Below are 24,811 nucleotides of genomic sequence, written 5' to 3' on the forward strand. Positions count from 1 at the left end.
GCGTTGGGTTCGCCGGGAGTGGAGGAGTCGTTGTGCCTAACTACCTCATTTACTTCAATCGGCAGTGGGTGGGTGAGCGGTCGGAGGAGTGGATCGCGAGTCGGGGGCCCCTGGCGGAGGCTGCGGTGGAGGAGATGAAGGCGGCGGGGGTATATGTGTTCGCCGGCGGGTTGGAGGAGGACAAGCCGGTGTTCAGCGCGGAGCCGACGGGTGGGGAGGCGCTGATCACGGATGGGCCGTATGTGGAGACGAAGGAGTATCTGGGCGGGTTCGCGTTGATCGACGTGCCGGACGACGCGGCCGCGAAGGTGTGGGCCGGCAAGCTGGCCGAGGCGTGTGGGTGGCCGCAGGAAGTGCGGCAGTTCAGTTGACAGGTTCGATCGAGCGGAGGAGTTGGGATGGCTGAGTACCTCATTTACTTCAACCAGCAGTGGGTCGGCGATCACCCGGAGGAGTGGTACGCGGGGCGGGCGCCGCTGGCGATGGCGGTGACGCGCGAGATGCAGGCCGCCGGGGTGTACGTGTTCGCCGGTGGGCTCGAAGAGGAGGACGGGCCGGTGTACGGCGCGGATCCGACCAGCGGGGAGGTGCTGGTGACGGATGGGCCGTACGTGGAGACGAAGGAGTTCCTCGGCGGGTTCGCGATCGTCGACGTACCGGACGACGAGACCGCGAAGCTGTGGGCGGCGAAGGTCGCCGAGGCGTGCGGGTGGCCGCAGGAGGTGCGGAAGTTCAAGCCGTGGCCGAAGGTCGACTGACCGTCAGTCCAGGCAGAACTCGTTGCCTTCCGGGTCCTGCATGTTGAGGCAGGACTCGTTGACGCCGTCGGCGACGAGGAGCTGACCGCGGGTGGCGCCGAGCGGGAGGAGACGGGCGCATTCGGCTTCGAGGGCCGCGAGGCGCTCGGCTCCGACCAGCCCGGTGCCCACCCGCACATCCAGATGGACGCGGTTCTTCACGACCTTGCCCTCGGGCACCCGCTGGAAGAACAACCGGGGGCCGACGCCGTCCGGGTCGACAGCGGCGAAGGCCGAGCCCTGCTGCTCAGCGGGCAGCGACTGGCTGAACGCCTCCCAGGAGTCGAACCCCCGGGGCGGCGGTGGGACGACGTACCCCAGCACCTCGCACCAGAACCGCGCCACCCGCTCGGGCTCCGCACAGTCGAAGGTGACCTGGAACTGCTTGACCGATGCCATTGGCCCACCCTAGGTCGGGGGTGGGCCATCAGGCGAGACAGAGTAAGTCTAGTGATCTGATCGACTTAATCTGGGGTGTATGGCGGAATTCCTGTGGTACATCCCGAATCAGGTGGAGCCCGGGCATCGTGGGGATGATGCGACGAGTGGGCACAACAGCTTGGCGCGGTTGACCGAGCTGGCTCGGTTGACGGAGGAGCACGGGTGGGGTGGGGCGCTGCTGGGGACGGGGTGGGGGCGGCCCGACACGTTCACGGTGGCGGCGAGTCTGGCGGCGCGGACGACGACGTTCCAGCCGCTGGTCGCGATCCGGCCGGGGTACTGGCGGCCTGCGCAGTTCGCCTCCGCCGCCGGCACGCTGGACCAGCTGAGCGGTGGCCGGCTGCTGATCAACATCGTGTCCGGTCAGGACAACCTGGCCGCGTACGGCGATGCCGAGGGTGACCAAGCGCAGCGGTACGCACGGACCAAGGAGTTCCTCCAGCTGGTACGCCGCCTGTGGACCGAAGAGCACGTGACGTACGACGGCGAGCACTTCGGCGTCACCGGCTCCACCGTCGCCACCCGGCCCCTGGCCCGCGAAGGCCGGCCGCACCCGAAGCTGTACTTCGGCGGCGCGTCCGAGGCCGCCCAGCGAGTCGCCGCGACGGACGCCGACGTCCAGCTGTTCTGGGGTGAGCCGCTGGACGGCGTCGCCGCGCGGATCAGCCGGCTTCGGGAGCTCGAGGCCGAGCTCGGCCGGGAGCACCAGCCGCTCGAGTTCGGCCTGCGGATCACCACGCTCGTCCGCGACACCACCGCACAGGCCTGGGCGGACGCCGAGGCGAGGGTCGCGACGATGGCGGAGAACGCGGGCGACCGCGACCACCGCTGGTTCAAGGCGGTCGGGCAGCAGCGGCTCCTCGACCTGGCCGCGCGCGGCGACGTCCTCGACGACAACCTCTACACGGCCCCCGGCAAGTACGGCGGTGGCGGCGCCGGGACGACGTGGCTGGTCGGATCGGCCGAGGACGTCGCGAAGTCGCTGCGCAAGTACCAGGACCTCGGCATCACGCACTTCATCCTGTCCGACACCCCGTACCGCGAGGAGACGATCCGGATCGGCGAGCAGCTGCTCCCGCTACTGCGCTGACCGCCCCGGCCGCCCGCGCGAGACCAGTACGACGAACGTGCAGAGCGGCGCCACGAGCAGCACGATGGCGATCAGCATCGTGACCGCCTGCGGCAGCTGGAGGACGTCGCCGTCGACCGTCGCGAACGCCTGGACGGACGCGTAGCCCAGCGGCGTCACCAGTGTGCCGAGCAGCTTCTCGTTGCGCGTCCAGCGGTCCGACATCCACAGCAGGACGACGCCCACAACCCAACCCACGAAGAAGATGTAGGCCCCGAACGGCAGCAGGATCAGCGTGAGGATCTCGCGCCCGCCGAGCCGCGGCTGCGGCTTCGGCCGCTCGACCAGGACCAGGCCGTCGGTGGCGGCGGCGACGATGTCGTCGGGGTCACCCAGTTGCTGGAGCATTTGGCGGACGTCGGACTCCGTCGTCGCACCGGCCGCTCGCGCTTCGGCGATATGTGACGTGACGTCGGCGATCAGGTCGGTCCGCCGCTCGGCCGGCAGTGGCTCGGCCGCCTTCGTCAGGTAGTCCAAATACGCGTCGACCAGCTGATCCGCGCTCATCCCTGGCTCCCCTCGATACCCCGGCGCAAAATGGTGTCGACCGACGTCCGGAATCGCTCCCAGTCCGCGGTGAAGTCGGCGAGCGCCTGACTCCCCTCCTTGGTCGACCGGTAGTACCGCCGCGGCGGCCCGGACTCCGACTCCCGCCAGCTGGTCTCCACCAGCCCCTCCCGGCGCAACCGCGCCAGCAGCGGGTAGATCGTGCCCTCGGTGGTGACCATCCCGTCGATCTCGCCGAGCGCCTTCACCAGGTCGAAGCCGTACCGCTCCTCGCCCTGCAACAGCGCCAGCACGCAGTACTCCAGCGTTCCGCGCCGCAGCTGCGTGAAGACTTTCTCGGCTACCATGCGACACAAGGTACCTGTTCACGCCAGCAGGCGGCAAGCCATTTCCCGGTCAGTCGGTCTTCGGGCGGATCGCGAACATCACGGTCAGCACGAGCACCGGGATCGCGAGCACCCAGGTCGGCCCGAGCCCGAGCAGCACCGGCAACAAGCAGATCAGCAGCACGTCGAACCCGCGGATCGGCTGCGAGAACAGCCCCGGCGGGATCGCGCCCATCGGCGACGCGACCAGCGGTCCGGCGTACGACGGCGGTCGCGCCGACGCCTGCCGGACGGCGCCCGCGAGCACCCCGGCCCCGACCGCGAACGCACCCGCAGCACTCCCGATCACCGGGTACGCCGCCAGCGCCCAGACAGCCGTGATCACACCCGGCGCCACCGCCATCAGCACCCGCAGCTCGCGCAGGTCGTACCCGAGCGCCCGCACCAACCCAGGCGATCGGCACACCGACCGCAGTCCGTCCAGCAACGGCCGGATCGCCGCGAACCCGGCGAACCCGGCCGCGATCGGCACCAACGGATCGAACCCGGCCCCGGCCATCGCGTACGGCACCACCAGCAACGCGAACGCGATCACCAGGCGCCGCGGCCAGCGCAGGATCCGCAAGAACTCCCGATGCACCAGCGCCCCACCATGCGCGCCCCTCCCCCGCCGGCTCCGCGCCCGCCCCGCCAGCCGCCAGTGCCGCCCCGCCACCACATCAGCCAGCATGCTGAGGTCCAGACTGCTCGCCGCCCCCGCAACCCCCGCCAGCAACTCCCCACCCGCAATCACACTCGCCCGACTCAACCTGTCGAGCGTCCGCGCGGTACGCAGGATCAGGACGGCGAGTACGACGACGGCGATCGAGCTGATCGTCAACAACCGGACGGTCTCCGGGGAAAGCAGCAGATCTTCCTGCTGCTCACTGAGGTGGATGTCGATCAGCACGGACTCAACCGGGGACAAGTCTTCGTTGAAACGAAGCACGGCAAGCCAGGCCGAAGGAATCGACGCCACGACCAGCAGCAGGTCCGCGAACCGGAGCGTCCATCGTGTCCGCCGGGCCGTCTGCTGCGCCCACACCGCGAGGCACGCCGCGACCAGCAGCAGCGCGGTCGTGACGATCGTCGCCTCACTCAGCGTGGTGGGAGCTCCCCCGAGCACCGCCCAGGCGACCGTCGACAGCACGCCCCCGAACACCAGCACCCCGGCGAGGGCACGCCAATAGGTGGGCCTGAGCAGTGCGGTCCGGTTGACCGGGGTGGCGAGTAGCCAGAAGCCGGTGGCGCGGGAGGCGGCGACCGGGCCTACGCTCAGCAGGACTCGCAGGGTAGTTGCTGTCAGCAACGGGACCAGGATCCAGGGGAGCAGGCTCCAGAGCCGGACACAGTGTGCCGACGTGCAGGAGAGCATTTGGGCATTCAGGTGTTTGACGACGCTGCCGCCGGTGGCGGCGGCCATGGCGATGGTGAAGACGACGAGGTAGATGTCTTCGAAGAGCTGGCCGAAGGTGCGGTCGGCGTGTTTGCGGCGGGTGGTGCGCATCCAGCGGCGCATGCTGCGCGCGGTCGGGATGGCTCCGAAGTCGGCGGGGTCGTAGACCACCGGGCCGTCGGGTGCGGTCATGGGAGCGGAGTGAGGGTGACGGTGGTGTCGGCGACGGCTTCGACGAGGGCGGGGTCGTGGCTGGCGAAGAGGATGGCGGTGCCGGTGGCCTTCTCGGCGGCGAGGCGGTCGGCGAGCCAGGTGACGCCGGCGGTGTCGAGGCGGGCTTCGGGCTCGTCGAGGACGAGGAGCTTGCGGGGGCGGACCAGCGTGGTGGCCAGGGCGAGGCGGCGGCGCTGGCCGGAGGAGAGCGAGCCGGGCAACTGGTCGGCGGCGCTCAGCAGGCCGATGTCGTCCAGGACGGTGTCGACGAGGTCCTCAGGGGTCGGGTTGCCGTGGGCGCGGGCCAGCAGATCGAGGTGCTCGGCGGCGGTCAGGTCGGGGAAGAAGTCGAGGTCGTCGAGGAGGGTGGCGACGTCGCGGCGGACGGTCTCGGAGCGTTCGTCGATCGGCAGGCCGTCGAGGAGGATCACGCCGGCGGCCGGTTCGGCCGCGCCGACGATGCACTTCAGGACGGTCGTCTTGCCGGCGCCGTTCGGCCCGACCAGCGCGATCGCCTGCCCCGCGGCCAGGGTGAAGGTCAGCCCCTCGATCACCGGCCGATCGCCGTACTTGTGCTGCAGCTCCGTGACCGCCAGCCGCGCCGTCGCCTTGCTCACTTCTTCCGGACCAGGGTCAGGCCGTCGCCGATGCCGAGGATCGTCACGTCGACCCGGTCGTCCTTGGCGATGTGCGCGTTGAACTCCTTGCGGTCCTCCGGGCCGTCGGCGTTCACGACGCGGCCGCCGGCCAGCGTGTTGTCGAACAGCAGGACGCCGTTCGGCCGGATCAGCGGCACCAGCTTCTCGAAGTAGTCGACGTACCCCGGCTTGTCGGCGTCCACGAACGCGAGATCGAACGAGCCGTCCAGCTCGGCGGCCAGCTCGTGCCCGTCGCCGATCCGGAGCTCGATCCGGTCCGCCACGCCGGCCCGCTCCCAGTAGCGGCGGCCGATCGACGTCCACTCGTCGCTGGCGTCCAGGCAGATCAGCTGCCCGTCGGCCGGCAGGCCGCGGGCGATCGCGAGCGCGGAGAACCCGGTGAAGGTCCCGATCTCGACCGCGCGCCGGGCCGACGTCAGCCGGGTCAGCGTGGTCAGCAGCCCCGCCTGGTCGGGCGTGGTCAGCATCTCGGCCTCGTCACCGAGCGCCTGCGTCTCGGCGACCAGCTCGGTCGCGATCGGGTCCAGCGGCATGCCGTGCGCCACCATGTAGTCGTGCAGTTCGTCGGTCACCTGAACCTGTGAGCCCATGTGAGATGTGCCCTCCTATGTATTAGAACGGTCGGCTGTAGTCTCTATGGGTTGTCCGAACGCCGCACCACCACCCCCATCGAGGAGCACACCGTATGCGCATCGCCGTCGCCGGATCGATCGCGACCGATATCCTGATGACGTTCCCGGGCCGCTTCAAGGACCAGTTCCTCGAAGAGCAGATGCACAAGGTCTCGCTCTCGTTCCTGGTCGACGAGCTGGTCGTGCACCGCGGCGGCGTCGCGGCGAACATCTGCTACGGGATGGCCCAGCTCGGCCGTTCCTCGACGCTGGTCGGCTCGGTCGGCTCCGACTTCGCCGAGTACGGCGCCGCCCTCACGGCGGCCGGGGTCGACGTCTCCCACGTCCGCGTCTGCGAGAACGTCCACACCGCCCGCTTCACCTGCACGACGGATCTGGACGCCAACCAGATCGCCTCGTTCTACACCGGCGCGATGGCCGAGGCCCGCGAGCTCGACCTGGGCGCGATCCACGCCGCGACCGGCGGGATCGACCTGGTGCTGATCGGCGCCGACGACCCGGACGGCATGCTCAAGCACACCGAGCTGGCCCGTCAGCACGGCATCGCCGTCGCGGCCGACCCGTCCCAGCAGCTCGCCCGGATGGACGGCGACGCGATCCGCACGCTGATCGACGGCGCGGCGTACCTGTTCAGCAACGAGTACGAGGCCGGCCTGATGGTCCAGAAGACCGGCTGGAGCCACGAGGAGATCCTCGGCAAGGTCGGCGTCCGCGTCACCACGCACGGCGGCGACGGCGTCGTCATCGAGAACGCCGACGGCATCATCACCAAGGTCCCGGCCGTACCCGCGCCGCGCCTGGTCGACCCGACCGGCGGCGGCGACGCCTTCCGCGCCGGGTACCTGACCGGCCGCGCCGCCGGCCTCGATCACGAGGTCGCCGCCCAGGTCGGTTGCACACTCGCCACGACCGTCCTGGAGACCGTCGGCACCCAGGAGTACACCCTGGACCGCGCCGCCTTCCTCGACCGGCTGACCGAGGCGTACGGCGCCGCCGCGGCCGACACCGCTGCCACCGCCCTCAACCTGCGCTGAGCTACCGCGGCCCACCGACCGAGCGGATCAGCTCGGTCAGGTGGGTGAGGACGCGGTCCGACCCGATGCCGTCGTGTTCGAACTCGTTGGTGACCCAGGCCTGCAGGTTCCCGACGCGGCTCGCCGTGTCGAGCTGCAGGCCCGAGTCGACGTACATGTCGTCGAAGTAGACGGCAGCCGCGACCGGTACGTCGTTCGCGGCCAGCCGGTCGAGGTCGTACAGCTCCGGCCACTCGGTGCGCGCGTGCAGTGCCTCGGTGGCGGCGTGGAACGGCCGTAGCCCGGCGATCTCCTCGAACATCCAGGGGTACATCATCTCGCCGGTGAGCAGCAGCGGCCGGGCCTCCGCGGCGAACTCGGCCGGGCGCTCGGCCTGCGCGGCCCAGGCGGGCGCACCGGCGCCGGAGGCGTAGATGGCCTCCTGGAGGACGGCGTACAGCGGGTTACCGCGGAAGGACGTCGCCGCCTCGACCTGACTGAGGAATCCGTCAGCCAGCTCATCGCCGTCGAAGGCCTCGTCGAGCAGCCAGTGCACCCGCTCGTAGCCGGGCTTCATGCCGAAATCGATCCCGAGCAGCTGGAAACGGCGAACCGTCAGTAGGTCACCATCGGGCAGGCGGACGTCGCCGGCCGCGAGCCGGTCCGCGATCGCGGCGAGCCGATCGGCCACGTGCGGGTAGCGGCGGCGGAACTCGGCGTTCTTCTGCGCGACCCGCGGATACGTCCGCCGGTAGACCTCGGTCGCGTCGGCCGTGATCGGCGCCAGGCCGCCAGTGATGTAGCAAGCGGCCAGGCCTTCGGGCGCTTGGGACAGGTAGACGAGTGTGGTGAAGCCGCCGTAGCTCTGCCCGAGCGTCGACCAGCGCTCACCGCCGAACAGCGTCTTCCGCAGGTGCTCGGCGTCCGCCACGATCGAGTCGGCCCGAAAGTGCGCCAAGTACGCCGCGGCGGCGTGCCCGTCGTCGAACGCCGCGATCCGCCGCGCAGTCACCGGCGTACTGCGGCCGGTCCCGCGCTGGTCGAGCAAGAGGATGCGATGCGACTCCAGCGCCTGGCCGACCCATCCGTTCGGCGCCAGCGGCCGCGGCGCCTTCCCACCCGGCCCGCCGGCCAGGTAGAGCAGGACGGGCAGCTCCTCGTCCTTCCGGGCCGGATCGACGAGCTCGCGGGCGAACACGTCGATCCGCTCGGACGACGGATCCGACCAGTCCAGCGGCACCGGTACGACGTGCTCGCGGACATGCATTCCTGGGATCGTGTAACTCTTCACAGTCGTGGGTCCACCGGTTCCGATTCGAGGGCGAGGACGGCGAAAACGCATTCGTGGATCCGCCACAGCGGCTCGCCGCGGGCGACCCGCTCCAGGGCCTCCAGGCCGAGGGCGTACTCGCGGAGCGCGAGTGAGCGCTTGTGTCCGAGGTTGCGGTCGCGCAGGCGCTCGAAGTTGGCGGGTTCGGTGTAGTCCGGCCCGTAGATCAGGCGCAAGTACTCCGGGCCGCGGACCTTGAGCCCTGGCTGAGCCAGGCCCTTCGCCGTCCGGATCAGGTTCGCCGCGGGTTTCACGACCATGCCCTCACCGCCGGCGCCGGTCAGCTCCTCCCACCAGGCGACGCCGTCGCTCCACGCCGACTCGTCGACGAACAACCGCCGCGTCGGCGTGATCAACTCGGGGCCTGCGGCAACAAGCCGGTCCGCGATGTCCAGATGCCAAGCATGTGGGCGATCCTGGTACGTCGAGCCTTCGGTCGCGAGCACCTGGAACGGCGCGATCCGCACGCCGTCCAGCCCGTCGGTCGGCCAGCAGTAGCGTCGATACGCCGCGGTGAACCGGTCCGCATTGACCGCCCGGCTCTGCATCGTCGCCAGCAGGTCACCGACATCCAGCCCGGCCGCGACCGCCGACTCCAGAGCTGCCGTTGCTGCGGGCAACGATGTCCGGGCGGCCGCGCCCACGGCGGCGTACTGGTCGCGGAGCAGCTCTTCGGCTTTGGCGCTCCAGGGCAGCAGCTCGGCGTCGAGGAGCAGCCAAGAGGTGTCCAGTTCGTCGAAGATGCCGGCCGCTTCGGCGACACCGCGCAGCCGGGACAGCAGCTCATCGGTCAACGCAGGCTCGAAGAACGAGCGCCCGGTCCGCGTGTGCAGCGCACCGCGGCCGGCCAGACCGAACCGCTTCTCGGCGACCTCGTCGTCCCGTGTCAGCAGGACGACGGCCCGCGAACCCATGTGCTTCTCTTCGCAGACCAGCTCGGTGACGCCCTGGCCGCGGAACGTCTCGAAGGCCTGGAGCGGGTGTTCGAGCAGCCCAGGCAGCGGCGAGGTCGCGACCGGGCTCATCGTCGGCGGCAGGTAGAGCAGGAACCGCGGATCGATCGCGAACCGGCTCATTACCTCCAGCGCCGCACCCGCCTGCTCGGCGCGCACGCTCAGCCGGCCGTGCACCGACGTCTCGATCACCCGGCGCCCGGTGACATCGGTCAGCTCCAGCACATCGGGCTCGCGCGCCGGGGCCGATGCCACATGCAACGGCTTCGCCGGGGCGTAGTACTCCTCGGCGGACTGGACGGCGACCAGCTCGCGCTCGGGGTAGCGGAGCGCAGTCAGCGAGCCGCCGAAGACGGCGCCGGTGTCCAGGCAGATCGTGTTGTTGATCCACTCCGGCTCCGGGGTCGGGGTGTGGCCGTAGACGACCATCGCGCGCCCGCGGTACTCGTTCGCCCACGGGTACCGGACGGGCAGCCCGAATTCGTCGGTCTCCCCCGTCGTTTCGCCGTACAGACAGAAGGAACGAACCCGGCCGGACGCCCGGCCGTGCATCCGCTCGACCAGACCCGCATGGGAGACGACGAGCTTCCCGCCGTCGAAGACGTAGTGCGAGATCAGGCCGTCGATGAACGCCGCGACCTGCGCGCGGAACTCCGGCGTCTCCTGCTCGAGCTGTTCGAGGGTGGTCTCCAGACCGTGGCTGACCTTGACGTTGCGGCCCTGGAGCGCCCGCAGCAGCTTGTCCTCGTGGTTACCCGGCACGCAGTATGCGTTGCCTGCGGCAACCATGCCCATCACCAGCCGCAGCACGCCCGGACTGTCCGGCCCACGGTCGACCAGGTCGCCGACGAAGATCGCCCGGCGCCCCTCCTGGACGGCGTCGATCGGACGACCGGCGTCGTCCAGGAGCAGCGTGTACCCCAGGTCGGTCAGCAGCCGCTCCAGCTCGGGGCGGCAGCCGTGGACGTCGCCGACGATGTCGAACGGCCCGGTCCGGTCGGTCAGGTCGTTGAACAGCCGGGTCCGTTCGATGCTGACGGCATCGATCTCCTCGACGCTGTTCAGCACATGGACCTTCCGGAAGCCCTCCCGCTTCAGGCTGCGCAGCCCGCGCTTCAGCTGACCGCGCTGCCGGGTGATCACCTTCGCGCCGAACTGCCGGTCGCCGCGCAGCTCGTTGCGCTCGACGCAGACTCGCTCCGGCGGGTCGAGCACGATCGCTACCGGCAGGACGTCGTGCTCACGCGCCAGCGCGACCAGCTCCTTGCGCGCCTCGGGCTGCACGTTGGTCGCGTCGATCACGGTCAGCCGCCCGGCGGCAAGCCGCTTGCCCGCGATGAAGTGCAGCACCTCGAAGGCGTCCTTGGTGGCGGCCTGGTCGTTCTCGTCGTCCGAGACCAGACCGCGGCAGAAGTCGCTGGAGATGACCTCGGTGCCCTTGAAATGGGTCCGCGCGAACGTCGACTTGCCGGAGCCGCTGGCACCGACGAGAACGACGAGCGAGAGTGCCGGGATGTCGATCATGCGGCCACCTCCGTACGCCGGAAGAGCGCGAGCTGCGTCGGCGGACCGACCTCGGGGTCGTCCGCGCCGACAGGCCGGAACTCGACGGCGTACCCGTACCGGGCCGCGACGCCGGTCGCCCAGGCGTGGAACTCCGCCCGCGTCCACTCGAAGCGGTGGTCGGGGTGCCGGAACGCACCGGCCGGGAGGGACTCGAAACGCACGTTGTACTCGCTGTTCGGTGTGGTCAGCACGACGGCGGCCGGGCGGGCCGCCTGGAAGACGGAGTGCGCCAGGGCGCCCAGCCGCGGCGGGTCGACATGCTCCACGACCTCCATCAGGACGGCGGCGTCCAGGCCGGCCAGCCGCTCGTCGGCGTACGTGACCGACGACTGCAGGAACCGCAGCCGCTCACGCTGCCGGTCCGGCAGGTCGTCGTAGTGCAGGCGGCGCTTGGCCGCGATGAGGGCGCGAGCGGAGACGTCGGTCGCGATCAGCTCACCGATCATCGGGTCTTTCAGCAGCTCGCCGATCAGGGCGCCTTCGCCGCAGCCGACGTCCACGATCCGGCGTGCGCCGAGCTCACGGAGGACGGCGGCGACCGTCGTCCGCCGCTCCACCGCGAGCGAGACCGGGCCTTCGGCGTCGTCGTCCGGCTCGGCGAGCGCGGCGCCGTCGGCCTCGGCGAGGCGCTCCAGGGCCGAGTCGGCCAGGTAGCGGCGGTGAGCGAGGTAGCGGTGCGAGATCAGGTCTTTCTCCGGGTGGGCGCCGAGCCAGCCGGCGCCGGCCCGCACCAGCTTGTCGACTTCGTCGGAGCCGACCCAGTAGTGCTTGGCGTCATCGAGCACCGGGAGCAGGACGTAGAGGTGGTTGAGCGCGTCGGCCAACCGCAGGACGCCGGACAGCCGCAGATCGACGTACCGGGAGTCGCCCCAGGCCGGGAGCTCCGGGTCGAGCGGGACCGGCCGGGCATCGACGGCCCAACCGAGCGGGCCGAACATCCGCTCGGCCAGCTCGGTTCCGCCTCGGCAGGGCAGCGCAGGGACGTGGAGCTCCAGCGGGATCGGCTGGGCGGCCAGGTCGGGCCGGGCATCGCAGCGCCCGGTCATCGCCGTCCGGAACAGTTTGCTCATCGCGACCGCGAGCAGGCTGGAGGCGGCGTACGGGCGGTCGTTCACGTACTGGCCGAGGGTGAACCCCTCCGGCGCTTTGCCGCGGCCGGCCCGGACGAGCGCGATCGGGTCGATCTCGAGCAGCAGGGCCGCCGAGCAACGCGCGTCCGTCGCCTCGGGATAGAACACATGGGCGGTGCCGCCGACGATCTCGGTCCGCTGAGGTCGGGTGGGGTTCTTGTGCAACAGGAACCCGAAATCGCTCGCGGGGTGGTCGAATCCGGCCAGGTCGGTGGTCATCGTCAGGAGCACCGCACCATTCGATCACGCGCCGCGTTCATCCCGGCAGCGAATTACCCACCGTGAGTGATCCCCTACGCCGCTACGGTCGGCTCATGAGTTGGTATCTGATCGCCCTGAAGAAGTACGCCGTGTTCAACGGCCGGTCGCGGCGCCGCGAGTACTGGACGTTCACACTGTTCACGTTCCTGCTGCTGATCGTGATGCGGATGCTGGACTACGCGCTGAGCACGCCCGGGGCCGGGGTGTTCGTGCCGCTGTACCTCCTGGCGATCGTGCTGCCCGCGCTCGGCGTGACGGTCCGCCGCTTGCACGACACGGATCGCAGCGGCTGGTGGGTGCTGATCCAGCTGGTTCCGCTGGGCGGGTTCGTGATCCTTTATTTCGCCGTGCAGGAAGGGACGCCGGGCGCGAACCAGTTCGGCCCGAACCCCAAAGCCGTTTCCTGAGACACACGGCGGGACATCTGTGCCATCTCTGCCCCACCCCGCCGCCCCGGTCTGGCGTGTCGGGGGTTTTGGCCCTAGCTTGTTTGCAGAAGAAGAGTCGCTACAGATCGTTCTTCCCCGCTGACACTCGGTACTTGTCCCCGGTTTGTGGCGAGCGCCCAACCGCGCCCGATCCGGGCCGATCCACGGGGAAAGGACTATGAAACCCCAGACCTTCGAGTTACTGCGCTACACCGACATCAGCGGGGTATCCGGGACGGGGGTCGTCGCGGAAGGCTGTGTCTTCACCGACGGCTCGGTCGCCCTGCGCTGGCACGGAGCGAACCCGTCCACGGCCGTCTGGCCGGATCTCGACTCCATCCTCGCCGTCCACGGCCACCACGGCGCGACCGTCGTCCGCTGGCTGGACGTCTCCGAGATGGAGCCCGTCCCGGGCACCGACCTGTTGCCGGGCGAGGTGGCGCACATCCTCGCCACCGGCCGGTACACCCATCACCACCCGCCGGCAGTCGCCTCTGCCTGACCTCGGCTTCGGCTGACCGCCGCCGCTACGGGGTGAGGCCGGTCAGCGCGAAGAACTCCTGGCGGGAGCGATCGCTGTCCCGCAGGATGCCGTGCAGCGACGACGTCACCGTCCGCGAGCCGGCCGCCCGGACGCCGCGCAGCGACATGCACTGGTGTTCGGCCTCGATCACGACGCCGACGCCCTTCGGCGCCAGGTGACTCTGCAGCCAGTCGGCGACCTGTTTGGTCAGCCGCTCCTGCACCTGGAAGTCGCGCGCGAACAACTCGACCACCCGGGCCAGCTTCGACAACCCGAGGATCCGGTCGCCGGGCAGGTAGCCGACATGTGCGACGCCCTGGAACGGCAGCAGGTGGTGCTCGCACAGCGACTGCACCGGGATGTCCTTGGCCAGGACGAGTTCGTCGTACCCCTCGTCGTTCGGGAAGGTCGTCAGCGCGAACTCCCGCGGCGTCAGCATCTCGGCGTACGCGTTGGCCACCCGGCGCGGGGTGTCGGCCAGATGTGCGCTGTTCGGGTCGCGCCCGAGCGCCGTCAGCAGGTCCGCGACCGCGCGCTCGGCGGCCGGCAGGTCGATCTGCTCCCGGCCGGCGACGATGCGCAGCGGGGGAACGGGTTCGAGATCGGCGGAGATCGCCATCTGCCACACTCCCTGAGAGTTCAACGAACGGACATCATACTGTTTCACCAACGGATGTTGTCGATAGAATCGTCCCGTGGACAGCAGCTGGGACGCCGGCCTCCAGGCGGTCGCCGTACTCGAGGAGCCGACCCGGCGCCGGCTGTACGAGTACGTCGTCGCCCAGCCCACCGCCGTCAGCCGGGACGACGCGGCCGCCGCGCTCGCGATCCCCCGCACCACGGCTGCCTTCCACCTCGATCGCCTGGTCGACGAAGGACTGCTCGCCACCTGTTTCGAACGCCGCACCGGCCGGACCGGCCCCGGCGCCGGTCGCCCCGCCAAGCTCTACCACCGCTCCGACACCGAGATCGAGATCACCCTCCCCGAACGCCAGTACGCCGTCGCCGGGCGCCTCCTCGCCGCCGCCGTCCAAGAAGCCGAAGCCACCAACACCTCCCCACGCGACGCCCTCAACCGCCAAGCCCACGCCTACGGCGCCTCCCTCGCGCGCCCCGACCACTCGCTGGTCGAGACCCTCCAAGCCAACGGCTTCGAACCACGCGCCGACGGCGCCGACATCGCGCTGGTCAACTGCCCGTTCCGCCGCCTGGCCGCCGACTTCACCCAGCTCGTCTGCCACATGAACCTGCACCTGGTGAACGGTCTGGCCGAGGCGAAAAACAGCCCCCTGGAGGCCCAACTGCTCCCGGCGGCCGGGCACTGCTGCGTCCGGCTTGTTGTCAGAGGGCGCACCGCCCCCACTCACTAACCATGCAGAACCAGCCCCGCCCACGCTCAGCCGAGCGCCGGCGACGCCCCGAACCGGGAGTAAGGGCGCCCTGAACCGGGAGTAAGTGAGTGGCGGGCGTCCGCCCACCACCGTCCAAGCCCCACAACCCGGCGCAGCCCCAGCCCCAGCCCCGGCCCCGCCCCGGCCCGGCCCCGGCCCGAGCCCGGCTCACCCCGTTTGCTGGGCTGACCCAGCCGAGGGTGGGTCAGCCAACCGCCTGCACCTCACACACCCACCCGCCGCTGGGCTGACCCAGCAAACGGGCTCAGACGGGCACAACCCGGCCCAGCCCCGGCCCCAGCCCCAGCCCCAGCCCGAGCCCGGCTCACCCCGTTTGCTGGGTTGACCCAGCCGGGGGTGGGTCGGCCAGCCGCCTGCGCCTCACACACCCGCCTGCCGCTGGGCTGGCCCAGCAAATGGGGTGGGGCGGGTAGGGTCCTGGGTGTGGCGAAGAAGCAGGGGGCGGGGACGCCGGCGACGGTGGTGTTGAGCAAGGCGAAGATTGCGTTCAGCACACATGCTTATGAGCATGATCCGGCGGCGAAGTCGTTCGGGCTGGAGGCTGCGGAGGTGCTGGGGCTCGCGCCGGAGCGGGTGTTCAAGACGCTGCTGGTCGAGGTGGACGGGAAGCTGGCGGTCGGGGTGGTGCCGGTGGACAAGCAGCTCGATCTGAAGGCGATCGCGGCCGCGGTGGGCGGGAAGAAGGCCGTGATGGCCGACCCGGCCGCAGCCGAGCGGACGACCGGGTACGTCGTCGGCGGGATCAGCCCGATCGGCCAGAAGCGCCCGCTGCCGACCGTGGTCGACGAGACCGCGACGACCCACGACACCGTGTACGTGTCGGGTGGCCGGCGGGGGCTCGACCTCGGCCTCGCCCCCGCCGACCTGATCACGATCACCAAAGCGCGGACGGCGGCTATCGCGCGCTGACCGTCACGTCCTGGACGACGGCGGTCCCGTTGTAGACGTTCATCCCGAACTGGCCCGCCGCACTGGTCGCGTCGTTCGCGTCGATGACCTGTTTGCCGTCGAGCGCGACCTTGATCCGCGGCCCGGTCGCCTCCACGGTGAAGTGGTACGTGCGGCCGCGCTCCACCTGCAGCGGGACGGTCGCGATATCGCGACCCGGCCGCCACAGCTTCACCACGTTCGCGGCCGCATCGACGTTCACCGTGTAATGCTGCGAGGCATCCTTCGTCGCCCGGAAGGTGAGCGCCGCCGCGACGCCTTCGACGAGCCGGACGTCGCCGTCCAGCGTGAAGTCCGACCCGGTCGCCGTGCTGAGGTAGAAACCGTCGCCGGGCGACTTGCCTTGTTTGCCCGCGGCAACATCACTCCATTGGCCACGGGCGGCGTACCACGGCCCCTGCAGGCTGGTCTCCAGGGTCGACTCACCCGGCGGTCGCCAGATCGACGCCAGCTCGTGGATCGTCAGCGACTCCAGCCGGATCGCGCCCTCGGTGAACAGCTCCAGGCCGTCCCCGCCGGGCAGGCTGTCGAAGTTCACGTTGTAGCTCTGGTAGACCTCGCCATCGTTGCCGAAGACATCGAGTTGCCCGCGGTCCACCAGGATCCGCAGCTTGATCTTCCCCGACTTCGGCCGCAACGGCACACCGCCCAGCTGTTGCGCCCGGACGTCGTACGCGACCTCCCGGTCGTACCAATCCCCCGGCCCGGTCTGCAACCGGAACCCGAACCGCCGCGCGCTCCGGACGTCGATCGTCGCATCGAGCTCATAGGTCCGCACCCGGACGCCGCTCAGCAGCCGGCGCGCCGATTTGTCATCCAGAGCGACATCCGTCCAGGTACGGGTGTTCGCCCGCAGCGACGCGAGCTCGGCGATCGGCGTGCTGACGACGCGGACGCCGTCCGTCGTCCGCCGCAGCTTGAAGTCGACCGGGAACGACGCGTTACCGGTCCAGATCGAGCCGTAGTTCTCGCCCTGCCAGGCCATCGAGACGACCCGATCGCCTTTCAGGTTGGAGAAGTTGAGCCCCGCGTAGTAGCCGGCGCCGGCGAACGTCTCGGTCTGGTTGAGTTTCTGCGGCGCCGACCAGTCGGTGCGGAACGACGTACCGTCCCACTCGCCGACGAGGTAGCGGCCGCCGCCGTCGTGCAGGACCCAGTGGTACGTGCCGTCGAGCGGCATCCGGATCATGTTCGGGCACTCGAACAGCCAGTCGGCCCGGTAGCGCGACGCGAACGTCCACGACAGCAGGTCGGTCGAGCTGAAGAAGTCGGCGCCGTTGCCGCCGGCATCGGACCAGAGCACCATGCCCCAGCGCTGCGAGACCGGATCCCAGAAGACCTTGGGATCGCGGCTCGTCCCGGCCGGGGTGACCACCTTGCGGCCGCCGTCGTACGCCGTGAACGTGTCACCGCCGTCGAGGCTGTAGAAGATCGTGACGCCGTTCGTCCCGGAGTAGACCAGGATCGGGTCGTGGTCGCCGTTCTTCAGGCCGCTCTCGTTCCCGCAGTCGACGACGCCGCCACCCGACCACAGGTCACCGGGGTGGATCGCCGGGTCGAGCGCGATCGGTCGTTGCTGCCAGTGCACGAGGTCGGTGCTCGTCGCGTGCCCCCAGTGCATGGTGTTCCAGACCAGGCTGTTCGGGGCGTGCTGGTAGTAGAGGTGGTAGACGCCGCGATAGTAGAGCGGCGCGTTCACGTCGTTCATCCAGCCGCTGCGGGTGCTGAAGTGGAACTGGCCGCGGTTGTCCTCTTGGTAGTTCGTGGGCGGGTACGGAAAGTTCGTCATGTGTCCACCAGGTTGGGCGGGGCATCCGGGTCGCCGGGGCGCAGGGCCCCGGTCATCAGCGAGACCACCTGACTCATCGTCGCGTCCGCCGGGCGTACGACGGCAGCGCGGCGACCGAGCCGGTGGACGTGGATACGGTCGGCGATCTCGAAAACCTGCGGCATGTCGTGACTGATCAGCACCACCGGCAGCCCGCGGTCGCGGATCCGCCGGATCAGGTCGAGCACCTGGCCGGACTCCTTGACCCCGAGCGCGGCCGTGGGCTCGTCCATGATCACCATCTTGCGGCCGAACATCGCCGCCCGGGCGACGGCAACCGCCTGGCGCTGACCACCGGACAGCGTCTCGACCAACTGGCCGATGTGCTGCACGGTTTCGATGCCGAGGGCATCTAGCTGTTCCTGGGCCTGCTGCCGCATCGCGCCGCGGTCGAGCAGCCGGAGCACACTGCCGAGCGGGCCGGTGCGGCGGATTTCGCGGCCGAGGAAGAGGTTGGTCGCGATATCCATCGCGGGCGCGAGCGCGAGGGTCTGATGGACGGTCTCGATCCCGGCGTGGCGGGCGTCGAGCGGGGAGTGGAAATGCGTCTCCACGCCGTCCAGCAGAACGGTGCCCTCGTCGGGGACGAGCGCGCCGGACAGCGCTTTGATCAGACTGGACTTGCCGGCGCCGTTGTCGCCGACCACCGCGAGCACCTCGCCGGGGAGCAGATCGAAATCGGCGCCGTCGATCGCGGTGACGCGGCCGTAGCGCTTCACCAGGCCGCGCGCCTGGAGGGCCGGGGCGGTCATCGCGACCTCCGCCGGACGATCTGATCGAAGGCGACGGCCGCGATCACGAGCACACCGGTGGCGACGTCCTGGTAGAGACTGTCGATCCCGGCCTGGGTGAGGCCGCTGCGCAGGACGGCGACGATCAGCGCGCCGACCACGGTGCCGAGGACGCTGCCGCGGCCGCCGAACAGGCTGGTGCCGCCGATCACGACGGCGGTGATGCTGTCCAGGTTGCCGGTCTGGAAGGCGTTCGGGTCCGCGTTCGGGATCCGGCCGAGGGCTTGCCAGGCGGCGAAGGCGTAGATCACGCCGGCCACCAGGTAGACGCTGAACCGCGTCCGGCCGACGTGGATACCGGTCAGCCGGGCCGCCTCCGGGTCGTTGCCCAGGGCATACACATGGCGGCCCCAGGCCGTCCGTGTCAACGCGTACCAGGTGACGGCGAACATCACCACGGCCAGCGTCATCCCGTGGGTGACCCGGATCTGCCCGAACAGGTACCCGCCCTCCCCCAGGACGCCGAGCAGGTTGTCCGTCACCGGGAACGAGTTGCCCTCGGAGTACAACCGCCCGGCCGCCAGGACGACGGTGAGCATGCCGAGCGTCACGATGAACGGCGGCAGGTTCAGCCACGTCACCAACCCACCCGACACCGCGCCCAGCGCAGCACACACCAGGAACCCGGCCACCAGCGCGACCACGGACGAACTCCCGCCGATCACCAGCTTCGCCAGCACCATCGTCCCGAGCACCATGATCGCCGCATTCGCCAGGTCGATCCCGCCCGTCAGCACGATCAACGTCTGCCCGAGCGCCAACGTCGCCACCACCAGCGACTGCTGAACCACCAAGCTCAAGTTGTCCACAGTCAAGAACGTGCTGGTGGTCACCGAAAACACCACAATCGCGACGAGCAGCGCAGCAAGCGGTCCGAGTGCGGGATTGTGCAGGAAAGCTTCCGCCGAACGGTTGCGCAGTGAAGGCGCCGCCTTCTCAGTCACACTCATCGGTCAGCCCCAGCAGTTCTGGGCGCCCCAGGTGGTGTCTTTGGAGTCGAGGCCGGGGAGGGGTTTGTCGGTGATGAGTTGGGCGCCGGTGTCTTGGAAGCCGGCGGGTTTGGTGCCGTCCTTGGCGAAGGCGACGACGGCGTCGACGCCTTGTTCGGCCATCTTCTTGGGGAACTGCATGACAGTGGCGAGGTACTTGCCGGCTTTGACGTCGGCGACGCCCTGGCAGCCGCCGTCGATGGAGCCGACGGCCACCTTGCCGGCCAGGCCCTTGGCGGTCAGGGCGGCGACGGCGCCGCGGGCGGCGGGTTCGTTGAGGGTGTAGACGGCGTTGACGGTCGCATCGCGCTGGAGGAGGTTCTCCATCGCGGCCTGCGCTTTGTTCTGGTCGCCGTTGGTGGGGGCGGCGCCGATGATCGCGGGGTCGCCGTCCTTCAGGCCCATGCCCTGCAGGAAGCCGCGGTGCCGCTGCTCGTCGACGGTGCCGCCGGGGGTGCCGTCCATCATCAGGAGCCGCGGCGGCGTCGTGCCGAGGGTGGCCTTGATGTACTTGCCCTCCAGCTCGCCGGCGGTCACGTTGTTGGTCGCGTACGTCGCGTCGACCGCGTCCTTCGGATCGGTCTCGGTGTCCAGGGCGATCACCAGAACGCCCTTCTCCTTGGCCTGTTTGAGCGCCCCGAGGATGCCGGTCGAATTGCTCGGCGTGATCAGGATGCCCTTCACGCCTTGCTGGACGAGGTTCTCGATCGCGGCCACCTGGCCCTCGTTGTCGCCGTCGAACTTGCCGGCGACGGCGATCACCTCGGCGCCCTTGGTCTGCCCGTGCGCCTTGGCCGACTCGCGGAGCTTCACGAAGTACGGGTTGGTGTCGGTCTTGGTGACCAGGCCGATCTTGACCGGCCCGCCGCTGTCACCGCCCCCGCTGCCGCTCTTGGTCTGGGTGCAGGCCGCCGTCCCCAGCAGGGCGACGGTCAGCAGGACGGCGGGGACGGTTCTTCTCACGGGTCTGCCCTCCCGAGCGGGGTCGGTTGTGAGTCGCGAAGCTAGACCGGTCCGCCCACTGGTTTCCGGCTTTGCGCAAAACCTTGCGCAAAGCACCCTGAGCAACGACCATACGACGGATGGTCACCATGACCGAGGTCGCTCGCGCCGCCGGAGTGTCGGTCAGCACGGTCTCGCATGTGGTCAACGGCACCCGCCTGGTGGCCCCCGCGACCCGCGAGCGGGTGCAGCGCGCGATGGAGCGGCTCGGCTACCGCCACCAGCCGACCGCACGCTCGCTGGCCGCCGGCTCGAACCGGACCATCGGCCTCGCGATCACCGTGGCCAGCAACCCCTATTGGGTCGAGCTGATCCAGGGCATCGACGGCGAGGCCACCCGCGCCGGGCTGAACCTGATCATCGTCGACACCCGCGACGACGCGCGCTACGAGTCCGCCGCGGTCGCGAACCTGCTCGCGCACCGGATCGAGGGCCTGGTGATCGCCCCCGCCGACCACTGGCGCGACCTCACCCTGCCGATGCTGCGCGACCACGCGATCCCGTACGTCGTCGTCGACCGGATCGACCCCGAGCTGCGGATCGACCAGGTCGGCGTCGAGAACGAGACCGCCAGTACGGCGATCGTCGACCACCTGTTGTCCCTCGGCCACACCCGGATCGGCATGCTCAGCGGGATCCCCGGCCTGTCGACCAGCTCCGAACGCGTCCGCGGGTACCAGCTCGCCCATCAGCACGCGAACGTCCCGGTCGATCCCGAGCTGATCCGCGTCGGCTCGTCGTCCAGCGAGGGCGGCCGGAAGGCGACCTGGGAGCTGCTGGAGCTCGACGACCGCCCGACCGCGCTGTTCACCGGCAACAGCAGCATGACAATCGGCGCCCTGGCCGCCTTCCACGCCGCCGGCGTCGACGTCCCGAAGGACATGGCCCTGGCCTGTTTCGACGACTTCACCTGGGCGGACCTGTTCAGCCCGGGCCTGACCACCGTGGCACAACCCTCCACGGCGATCGGCGCCCGGGCCGTTCAGCTGCTGCTCCGCCGGATGAACGACCCCGGGGCGCCCGCGCAAACCATCCGGCTACCGGCCGAGATCATGCACCGGCAGTCCTGCGGCTGCCCCCGGCCGATCAGCCGGTGACACTTGCGCGGCCCGTCTCCAGGTGGCCGCTCAGCCGCCGCCGGTACGTCGTGTCCTCGACCACCGTGACCTCGACGTCGTACCAGCCGGTGTCGGTCGGCCAGGGCACCTCGCGGCTCTGCTTACCGCGCAGCGTGACCGTGACCGCCTTGCTGCCGTAGCCCCGCGCTTTCAGTTTCAGCGTCAGCGGTTTGCGAGACGTGTTCACCAGCGCGAGCTCAAGACTGTTGCCACGCTGACAGGTCTGGACGTCGAGCCCCGCGGCGAGCCCGTCGGTCGATCCGGCCAGCTCGGCCCAGAACCGATTCGGCCCCTGGACGGCGAACTCGTACGGCCCGTCGACCGCGATCGCCTCGGTGTGCTCCCGGCGGACGTCGAGATGCGCCGGCGCCGGCAGCTCACCGCCGTAGGAGTAGATCGCGAAATGCGCGGCCTCGGCGCCTTCGTTGCCCAGCGCCATCTTCAACTTGCCATCGGCAACACAACCGGAAACTGCCGGCCGGTAAGGCAATGGGCGCGCCGGGCGGCGTCCGGTCTCCTGTTGCGGGACGGCCTGGTCGGCCGGCGGGGTCGGCTTCCAGCGGGCGATCGGCGCCGGGATCGGGCCGGGCGCATCCACCTTCGGCTGCCGGTACGAGCGGTCGAAGTCGAAGGCCGAGGTGAGGTCGCCGCACGCCGTCCGCCGCCAGGTGCTGATATTCGGCTCGCGGACGCCGGTCCAGCGTTCGAGGAAGCGCAGTACCGACGTGTGGTCGAAGACCTGGGAGTTCACATGCCCGCCGACGGTCCACGGCGACACCACGGTCATCGGAACCCGCGGTCCGAGGCCGATCGGCTGACCGGCGTACCAGTCGTCGCCTTCACCGGACTCCGGCCGCGGCGCCACCGGCGGCGGGACGTGGTCGAAGTAGCCGTCGTTCTCGTCGAAGTTGATGAACAGCGCCGTCTTGGACCAGACCTCCGGGTCGGCGGCGATCGCGTCCAGGAGCTCGTAGACGAGGTTCGCGCTGGCGACCGGCGTGGACGAGCCCGGGTGCTCGGAGTCCACCGCAGACGGCACCAGCCAGCTGACCCGCGGCAACTTGCCGGCCTTGATATCGGCCTTGACCCGGGTGATCAGCGTCTCGGGCTCGGAGCGGTACATCGCCTGGTGGAAGAGTTTCTGGTCGGCCTTCGGCTGCTTGGCCACGGCAGCCGCCAGGTCCTTGAGCGCCTGCTGCTGCTCGGCAGGTGTCTTCGCGAACAGCTTGTCGTAGAATTCCTCGGTGGTGCGGTAGCCACCGGGGACGGAGGCCAGGATCCGGCGCCCGAGCTCCTTGAAGGTCTTGAAGTACTCGACCGCGTTGTCGGTGAAGTTGTCCCACTCCTGGTAGATCTGCCAGGAGACGCCGGCCTTCTCCAGCCGCTCGGGGTACGCCGTCCAGTCGTAGCCCTGGTGGTCGTAGTCGTACGCGGCGTTGGTGACCGCGCGCTGCGTCGTCCCGGGCTCGAAGCCGACGGTGCCCGACCAGAGGTAGTTGCGGTTCGGGTTGGTGGAGCCGTTCACCGAGCAGTGGTAGGCGTCGCAGATCGTGAAGGTCTCGGCCAGCTCGTACTGCAGCGGGATGTCGCGGCGGTCGTAGTGGGTCATCGAGGCGGCCGTCTTGGCCTGCACCCAGTTGTCGTTCCAGCCGTTGCTCCAGGCCTGGGTCGCGTCGCCGTACCCGTGCGGGAGCGCGCCCAGGTACTGGATGTCGTCGGGTTTGCGGCCGGCCGCGGCGGCCGCGGCGCGGATCGAGAACGGCAGCACCTCGCCGCCGCCGGTCTTCGGCTGCTGGAAGACGCTTCGGCCGTTCCGCAGCCGCAGCGGCTGGCGGTCGCCGTACCCGCGGACGCCGCGCAGCGTGCCGTAGTAGTGGTCGAACGACCGGTTCTCCTGCATGAGCACGATCACGTGCTCGATCGCTCGCAGACCGCCGCGCCGCACAGGTTGCGCCATCGCGGTGTGCAGCGACGGCGGGAGCAGCGACAACGCTGCCCCGCCGGCCGCCGAACCGAGCACCAGGCGCCGGGAGATATCCGTCATGGTCCGGACCTTATGAGCGCCTAGTAGCCACCGCAAGACCCGCAGATGAATTCCGAGGTCGGTTCGCTACTGTTCAGCCGCGACGCTTGAGAGCAGAATCACGCAGTTCGGTGAGGACTGCCTCGGTCGTCTCCCAGCCCATGCAGGCATCCGTCACGGACTGGCCGTAGACCAGCTCACGGGTCGGATCGAGGTCTTGGCGGCCCTCGGTGAGGAACGATTCCAGCATCACGCCGACGATCGCCCGATCCCCCGCGGCGACCTGCGCGCCGATCTCGGCCGCGACGATCGGCTGCCGGCGGTGGTCCTTGCGGCTGTTGCCGTGGCTGGCGTCGACGACGACCCGCTCCGGCAGGCCCGCCGTCCGGAGCAGTTCGGTCGCGGCGGCGATCGAGGCGGCGTCGTAGTTCGGGCCGGTGTCCGAGCCGCGCAGGACCAGATGGCAGTCCGGGTTGCCGCGGGTGTGCAGGATCGCCGGGGCGCCGTCATGCGCGATACCGGTGAACACGTGCGGGACGGCGGCGGCCTTGATCGCGTCGGCCGCGGTCGCGATGCTTCCGTCGGGCCGGTTCTTCATGCCGATCGGCATCGACAGGCCGGACGACAGCTGCCGGTGCACCTGGCTCTCGACGGTCCGCGCGCCGATCGCACCCCAGCCGACGGTGTCGGCGATGTACTGCGGGGTGATCGGGTCGAGGAACTCACAGCCGACCGGCAGGCCGAGCTCGGTGACCTGCAGCAGTAGCTGCCGGGCGATCCACAGACCGCGGTTGACGTCGCCGGAGCCGTCCAGGCCCGGGTCGTTGATCAGGCCCTTCCAGCCCAGGGTCGAGCGCGGCTTCTCGAAGTACACCCGCATCACCACGAGCAGGCCGTCGGAGAGCCGCTCGGCGACCGGTCGCAGGCGCTCGGCGTACTCGAGGGCCGCGTCGGCGTCGTGGACCGAGCAGGGGCCGACAACGACCAGCAGCCGGTCGTCGAAGCCGTTCAGGACGTCGGCGACGGCCTGGCGGCCGGCGACCACGGTGTCCGCCAGCTCGCCGGTCAGCGGCAGCTCGTCGTGCAGGGCGAGCGGCGTGATCAACGGGACGGTCTTCTCGATCCGGCGGTCGGCTACAGCAGCCTGGTCGGATCGTCGGGGCAGGGTGTTCATGGTGGTGGGACCTTTCCGCCGGAGCACCGCGGAAGGTCGCAGTCAGCCGGCTGGGAACGAGAAAAGGCAAGGACGGATGTCCTTGCCTTCGGGCCGGCTCGGCGGTTTGCGGGGAGGCGTCAGCGATCGGCTGAGCTGCCCGGCACCGGAGCCGGCCACTCAAAAAATCGCCAATAGCTGCGC

At 69.9% G+C, this 24,811-nt stretch carries 25 protein-coding genes; 9 read left to right on the top strand and 16 right to left on the bottom strand.

The genetic code is table 11. The annotated features are described in order from the left end of the window. The first annotated feature begins 32 nt into the window (after positions 1 to 32). Positions 33 to 371, top strand: coding sequence for a YciI family protein (locus tag HPO96_RS02275; protein ID WP_171670566.1), 339 nt, complete (start codon positions 33 to 35; stop codon positions 369 to 371). Between the two features lie 27 nt (positions 372 to 398). Continuing rightward, complete coding sequence (locus tag HPO96_RS02280; RefSeq protein WP_171670567.1) at positions 399 to 758, top strand: YciI family protein; 360 nt, start codon at positions 399 to 401, stop codon at positions 756 to 758. Between the two features lie 3 nt (positions 759 to 761). On the opposite strand, the gene HPO96_RS02285 is transcribed toward HPO96_RS02280, so the two are convergent. Further along, positions 762 to 1,196 (bottom strand): VOC family protein, encoded by a 435-nt coding sequence (locus tag HPO96_RS02285; protein WP_171670569.1) that lies wholly within the window; start codon positions 1,194 to 1,196, stop codon positions 762 to 764. Between the two features lie 79 nt (positions 1,197 to 1,275). Here HPO96_RS02285 and HPO96_RS02290 point away from each other — a divergent pair, with 79 nt between their 5' ends. Continuing rightward, positions 1,276 to 2,328 (top strand): LLM class flavin-dependent oxidoreductase, encoded by a 1,053-nt coding sequence (locus tag HPO96_RS02290; RefSeq protein ID WP_202885464.1) that lies wholly within the window; start codon positions 1,276 to 1,278, stop codon positions 2,326 to 2,328. On the opposite strand, the gene HPO96_RS02295 is transcribed toward HPO96_RS02290, so the two are convergent. The 5 genes from HPO96_RS02295 to HPO96_RS02315 are packed head-to-tail and all read right to left on the bottom strand — an operon-like array spanning position 2,317 to position 6,097. Then, the gene (locus HPO96_RS02295) at positions 2,317 to 2,874 is read right to left on the bottom strand and encodes an HAAS signaling domain-containing protein (RefSeq protein WP_171670571.1); all 558 of its coding nucleotides are present in this window, start codon (positions 2,872 to 2,874) and stop codon (positions 2,317 to 2,319) included. The two genes, HPO96_RS02290 and HPO96_RS02295, sit on opposite strands and share 12 nt — an antisense overlap. Then, positions 2,871 to 3,221 (bottom strand): PadR family transcriptional regulator, encoded by a 351-nt coding sequence (locus tag HPO96_RS02300; protein ID WP_171670573.1) that lies wholly within the window; start codon positions 3,219 to 3,221, stop codon positions 2,871 to 2,873. The genes HPO96_RS02295 and HPO96_RS02300 overlap by 4 nt, the downstream gene beginning before the upstream one ends. A 49-nt stretch (positions 3,222 to 3,270) precedes the next feature. Next, on the bottom strand, positions 3,271 to 4,827 hold the full coding sequence (locus HPO96_RS02305; RefSeq protein WP_171670574.1) for a DUF6297 family protein: 1,557 nt from the start codon (positions 4,825 to 4,827) through the stop codon (positions 3,271 to 3,273). Then, positions 4,824 to 5,465 carry a heme ABC exporter ATP-binding protein CcmA gene (gene ccmA, locus HPO96_RS02310; RefSeq protein ID WP_171670576.1) on the bottom strand — a complete coding sequence of 214 codons (642 nt, stop codon included), beginning with the start codon at positions 5,463 to 5,465 and terminating at the stop codon, positions 4,824 to 4,826. The genes HPO96_RS02305 and ccmA overlap by 4 nt, the downstream gene beginning before the upstream one ends. After that, positions 5,462 to 6,097, bottom strand: a complete 636-nt coding sequence (locus tag HPO96_RS02315; RefSeq protein ID WP_171670577.1) for an O-methyltransferase — start codon at positions 6,095 to 6,097, stop codon at positions 5,462 to 5,464. Before HPO96_RS02315 ends, ccmA begins: the two co-directional genes overlap by 4 nt. Before the next feature lie 95 nt (positions 6,098 to 6,192). On the opposite strand from HPO96_RS02315, the gene HPO96_RS02320 reads away from it, so the two are divergent. Further along, a complete protein-coding gene (locus tag HPO96_RS02320; protein ID WP_171670579.1) occupies positions 6,193 to 7,173 on the top strand; it encodes a carbohydrate kinase family protein in 981 nt (326 codons plus the stop codon). A gap of 1 nt (position 7,174) precedes the next feature. Here the strand turns inward: HPO96_RS02320 and HPO96_RS02325 are convergent, their stop codons facing one another. Genes HPO96_RS02325 through HPO96_RS02335 form a run of 3 tightly spaced genes read right to left on the bottom strand, consistent with a single transcriptional unit; the run spans position 7,175 to position 12,362 of the window. Then, a complete protein-coding gene (locus tag HPO96_RS02325; protein WP_238354677.1) occupies positions 7,175 to 8,419 on the bottom strand; it encodes an alpha/beta fold hydrolase in 1,245 nt (414 codons plus the stop codon). Positions 8,420 to 8,439: 20 nt separating this feature from the next. Next, positions 8,440 to 10,959, bottom strand: coding sequence for a polynucleotide kinase-phosphatase (locus HPO96_RS02330; protein WP_171670582.1), 2,520 nt, complete (start codon positions 10,957 to 10,959; stop codon positions 8,440 to 8,442). After that, positions 10,956 to 12,362, bottom strand: coding sequence for a 3' terminal RNA ribose 2'-O-methyltransferase Hen1 (locus tag HPO96_RS02335; RefSeq protein ID WP_171670584.1), 1,407 nt, complete (start codon positions 12,360 to 12,362; stop codon positions 10,956 to 10,958). Before HPO96_RS02335 ends, HPO96_RS02330 begins: the two co-directional genes overlap by 4 nt. An 83-nt stretch (positions 12,363 to 12,445) precedes the next feature. Between HPO96_RS02335 and HPO96_RS02340 the strand changes: the two genes are divergently transcribed. Both HPO96_RS02340 and HPO96_RS02345 read left to right on the top strand, forming a co-directional pair. After that, entirely contained in the window at positions 12,446 to 12,799 is a 354-nt protein-coding gene (locus HPO96_RS02340) for a DUF805 domain-containing protein (RefSeq protein WP_171670586.1), read from the top strand. A 199-nt stretch (positions 12,800 to 12,998) separates the two neighbouring features. Further along, positions 12,999 to 13,322: a hypothetical protein gene (locus HPO96_RS02345; protein WP_171670587.1), complete on the top strand. Its 324-nt coding sequence runs from the start codon at positions 12,999 to 13,001 to the stop codon at positions 13,320 to 13,322. Between the two features lie 25 nt (positions 13,323 to 13,347). Here the strand turns inward: HPO96_RS02345 and folE are convergent, their stop codons facing one another. Next, positions 13,348 to 13,962, bottom strand: coding sequence for a GTP cyclohydrolase I FolE (folE, locus tag HPO96_RS02350; RefSeq protein WP_171670589.1), 615 nt, complete (start codon positions 13,960 to 13,962; stop codon positions 13,348 to 13,350). A 76-nt stretch (positions 13,963 to 14,038) separates the two neighbouring features. Between folE and HPO96_RS02355 the strand changes: the two genes are divergently transcribed. Together HPO96_RS02355 and ybaK are read left to right on the top strand one after the other, a co-directional pair. Beyond that, complete coding sequence (locus tag HPO96_RS02355) at positions 14,039 to 14,713, top strand: helix-turn-helix transcriptional regulator (RefSeq protein ID WP_171670591.1); 675 nt, start codon at positions 14,039 to 14,041, stop codon at positions 14,711 to 14,713. A 465-nt stretch (positions 14,714 to 15,178) separates the two neighbouring features. Beyond that, positions 15,179 to 15,664, top strand: a complete 486-nt coding sequence (ybaK, locus tag HPO96_RS02360; protein ID WP_171670592.1) for a Cys-tRNA(Pro) deacylase — start codon at positions 15,179 to 15,181, stop codon at positions 15,662 to 15,664. Here the strand turns inward: ybaK and HPO96_RS02365 are convergent. The 4 genes from HPO96_RS02365 to HPO96_RS02380 all read right to left on the bottom strand — a co-directional run bounded on the left by HPO96_RS02365 (position 15,651) and on the right by HPO96_RS02380 (position 20,274). Continuing rightward, positions 15,651 to 17,492 carry a glycoside hydrolase family 32 protein gene (locus HPO96_RS02365; protein WP_171670594.1) on the bottom strand — a complete coding sequence of 614 codons (1,842 nt, stop codon included), beginning with the start codon at positions 17,490 to 17,492 and terminating at the stop codon, positions 15,651 to 15,653. The two genes, ybaK and HPO96_RS02365, sit on opposite strands and share 14 nt — an antisense overlap. After that, positions 17,489 to 18,283 carry an ATP-binding cassette domain-containing protein gene (locus tag HPO96_RS02370; protein WP_171670595.1) on the bottom strand — a complete coding sequence of 265 codons (795 nt, stop codon included), beginning with the start codon at positions 18,281 to 18,283 and terminating at the stop codon, positions 17,489 to 17,491. The genes HPO96_RS02365 and HPO96_RS02370 overlap by 4 nt, the downstream gene beginning before the upstream one ends. Next, positions 18,280 to 19,155 carry an ABC transporter permease gene (locus tag HPO96_RS02375; protein ID WP_337796481.1) on the bottom strand — a complete coding sequence of 292 codons (876 nt, stop codon included), beginning with the start codon at positions 19,153 to 19,155 and terminating at the stop codon, positions 18,280 to 18,282. The genes HPO96_RS02370 and HPO96_RS02375 overlap by 4 nt, the downstream gene beginning before the upstream one ends. Positions 19,156 to 19,275: 120 nt before the next feature. Beyond that, positions 19,276 to 20,274, bottom strand: coding sequence for a substrate-binding domain-containing protein (locus tag HPO96_RS02380; RefSeq protein ID WP_337796482.1), 999 nt, complete (start codon positions 20,272 to 20,274; stop codon positions 19,276 to 19,278). A gap of 128 nt (positions 20,275 to 20,402) precedes the next feature. Between HPO96_RS02380 and HPO96_RS02385 the strand changes: the two genes are divergently transcribed. After that, a complete protein-coding gene (locus HPO96_RS02385; RefSeq protein ID WP_202885466.1) occupies positions 20,403 to 21,410 on the top strand; it encodes a LacI family DNA-binding transcriptional regulator in 1,008 nt (335 codons plus the stop codon). Here the strand turns inward: HPO96_RS02385 and HPO96_RS02390 are convergent. Then, a complete protein-coding gene (locus HPO96_RS02390; protein WP_171670600.1) occupies positions 21,400 to 23,475 on the bottom strand; it encodes a phosphocholine-specific phospholipase C in 2,076 nt (691 codons plus the stop codon). The genes HPO96_RS02385 and HPO96_RS02390 overlap by 11 nt on opposite strands. Positions 23,476 to 23,548: 73 nt before the next feature. Continuing rightward, on the bottom strand, positions 23,549 to 24,628 hold the full coding sequence (locus tag HPO96_RS02395) for a 3-deoxy-7-phosphoheptulonate synthase (protein ID WP_171670602.1): 1,080 nt from the start codon (positions 24,626 to 24,628) through the stop codon (positions 23,549 to 23,551). Positions 24,629 to 24,811 lie beyond the last annotated feature (183 nt).

The organism is Kribbella sandramycini (assembly GCF_013131805.1).
Lineage (GTDB): Bacteria > Actinomycetota > Actinomycetes > Propionibacteriales > Kribbellaceae > Kribbella > Kribbella sandramycini.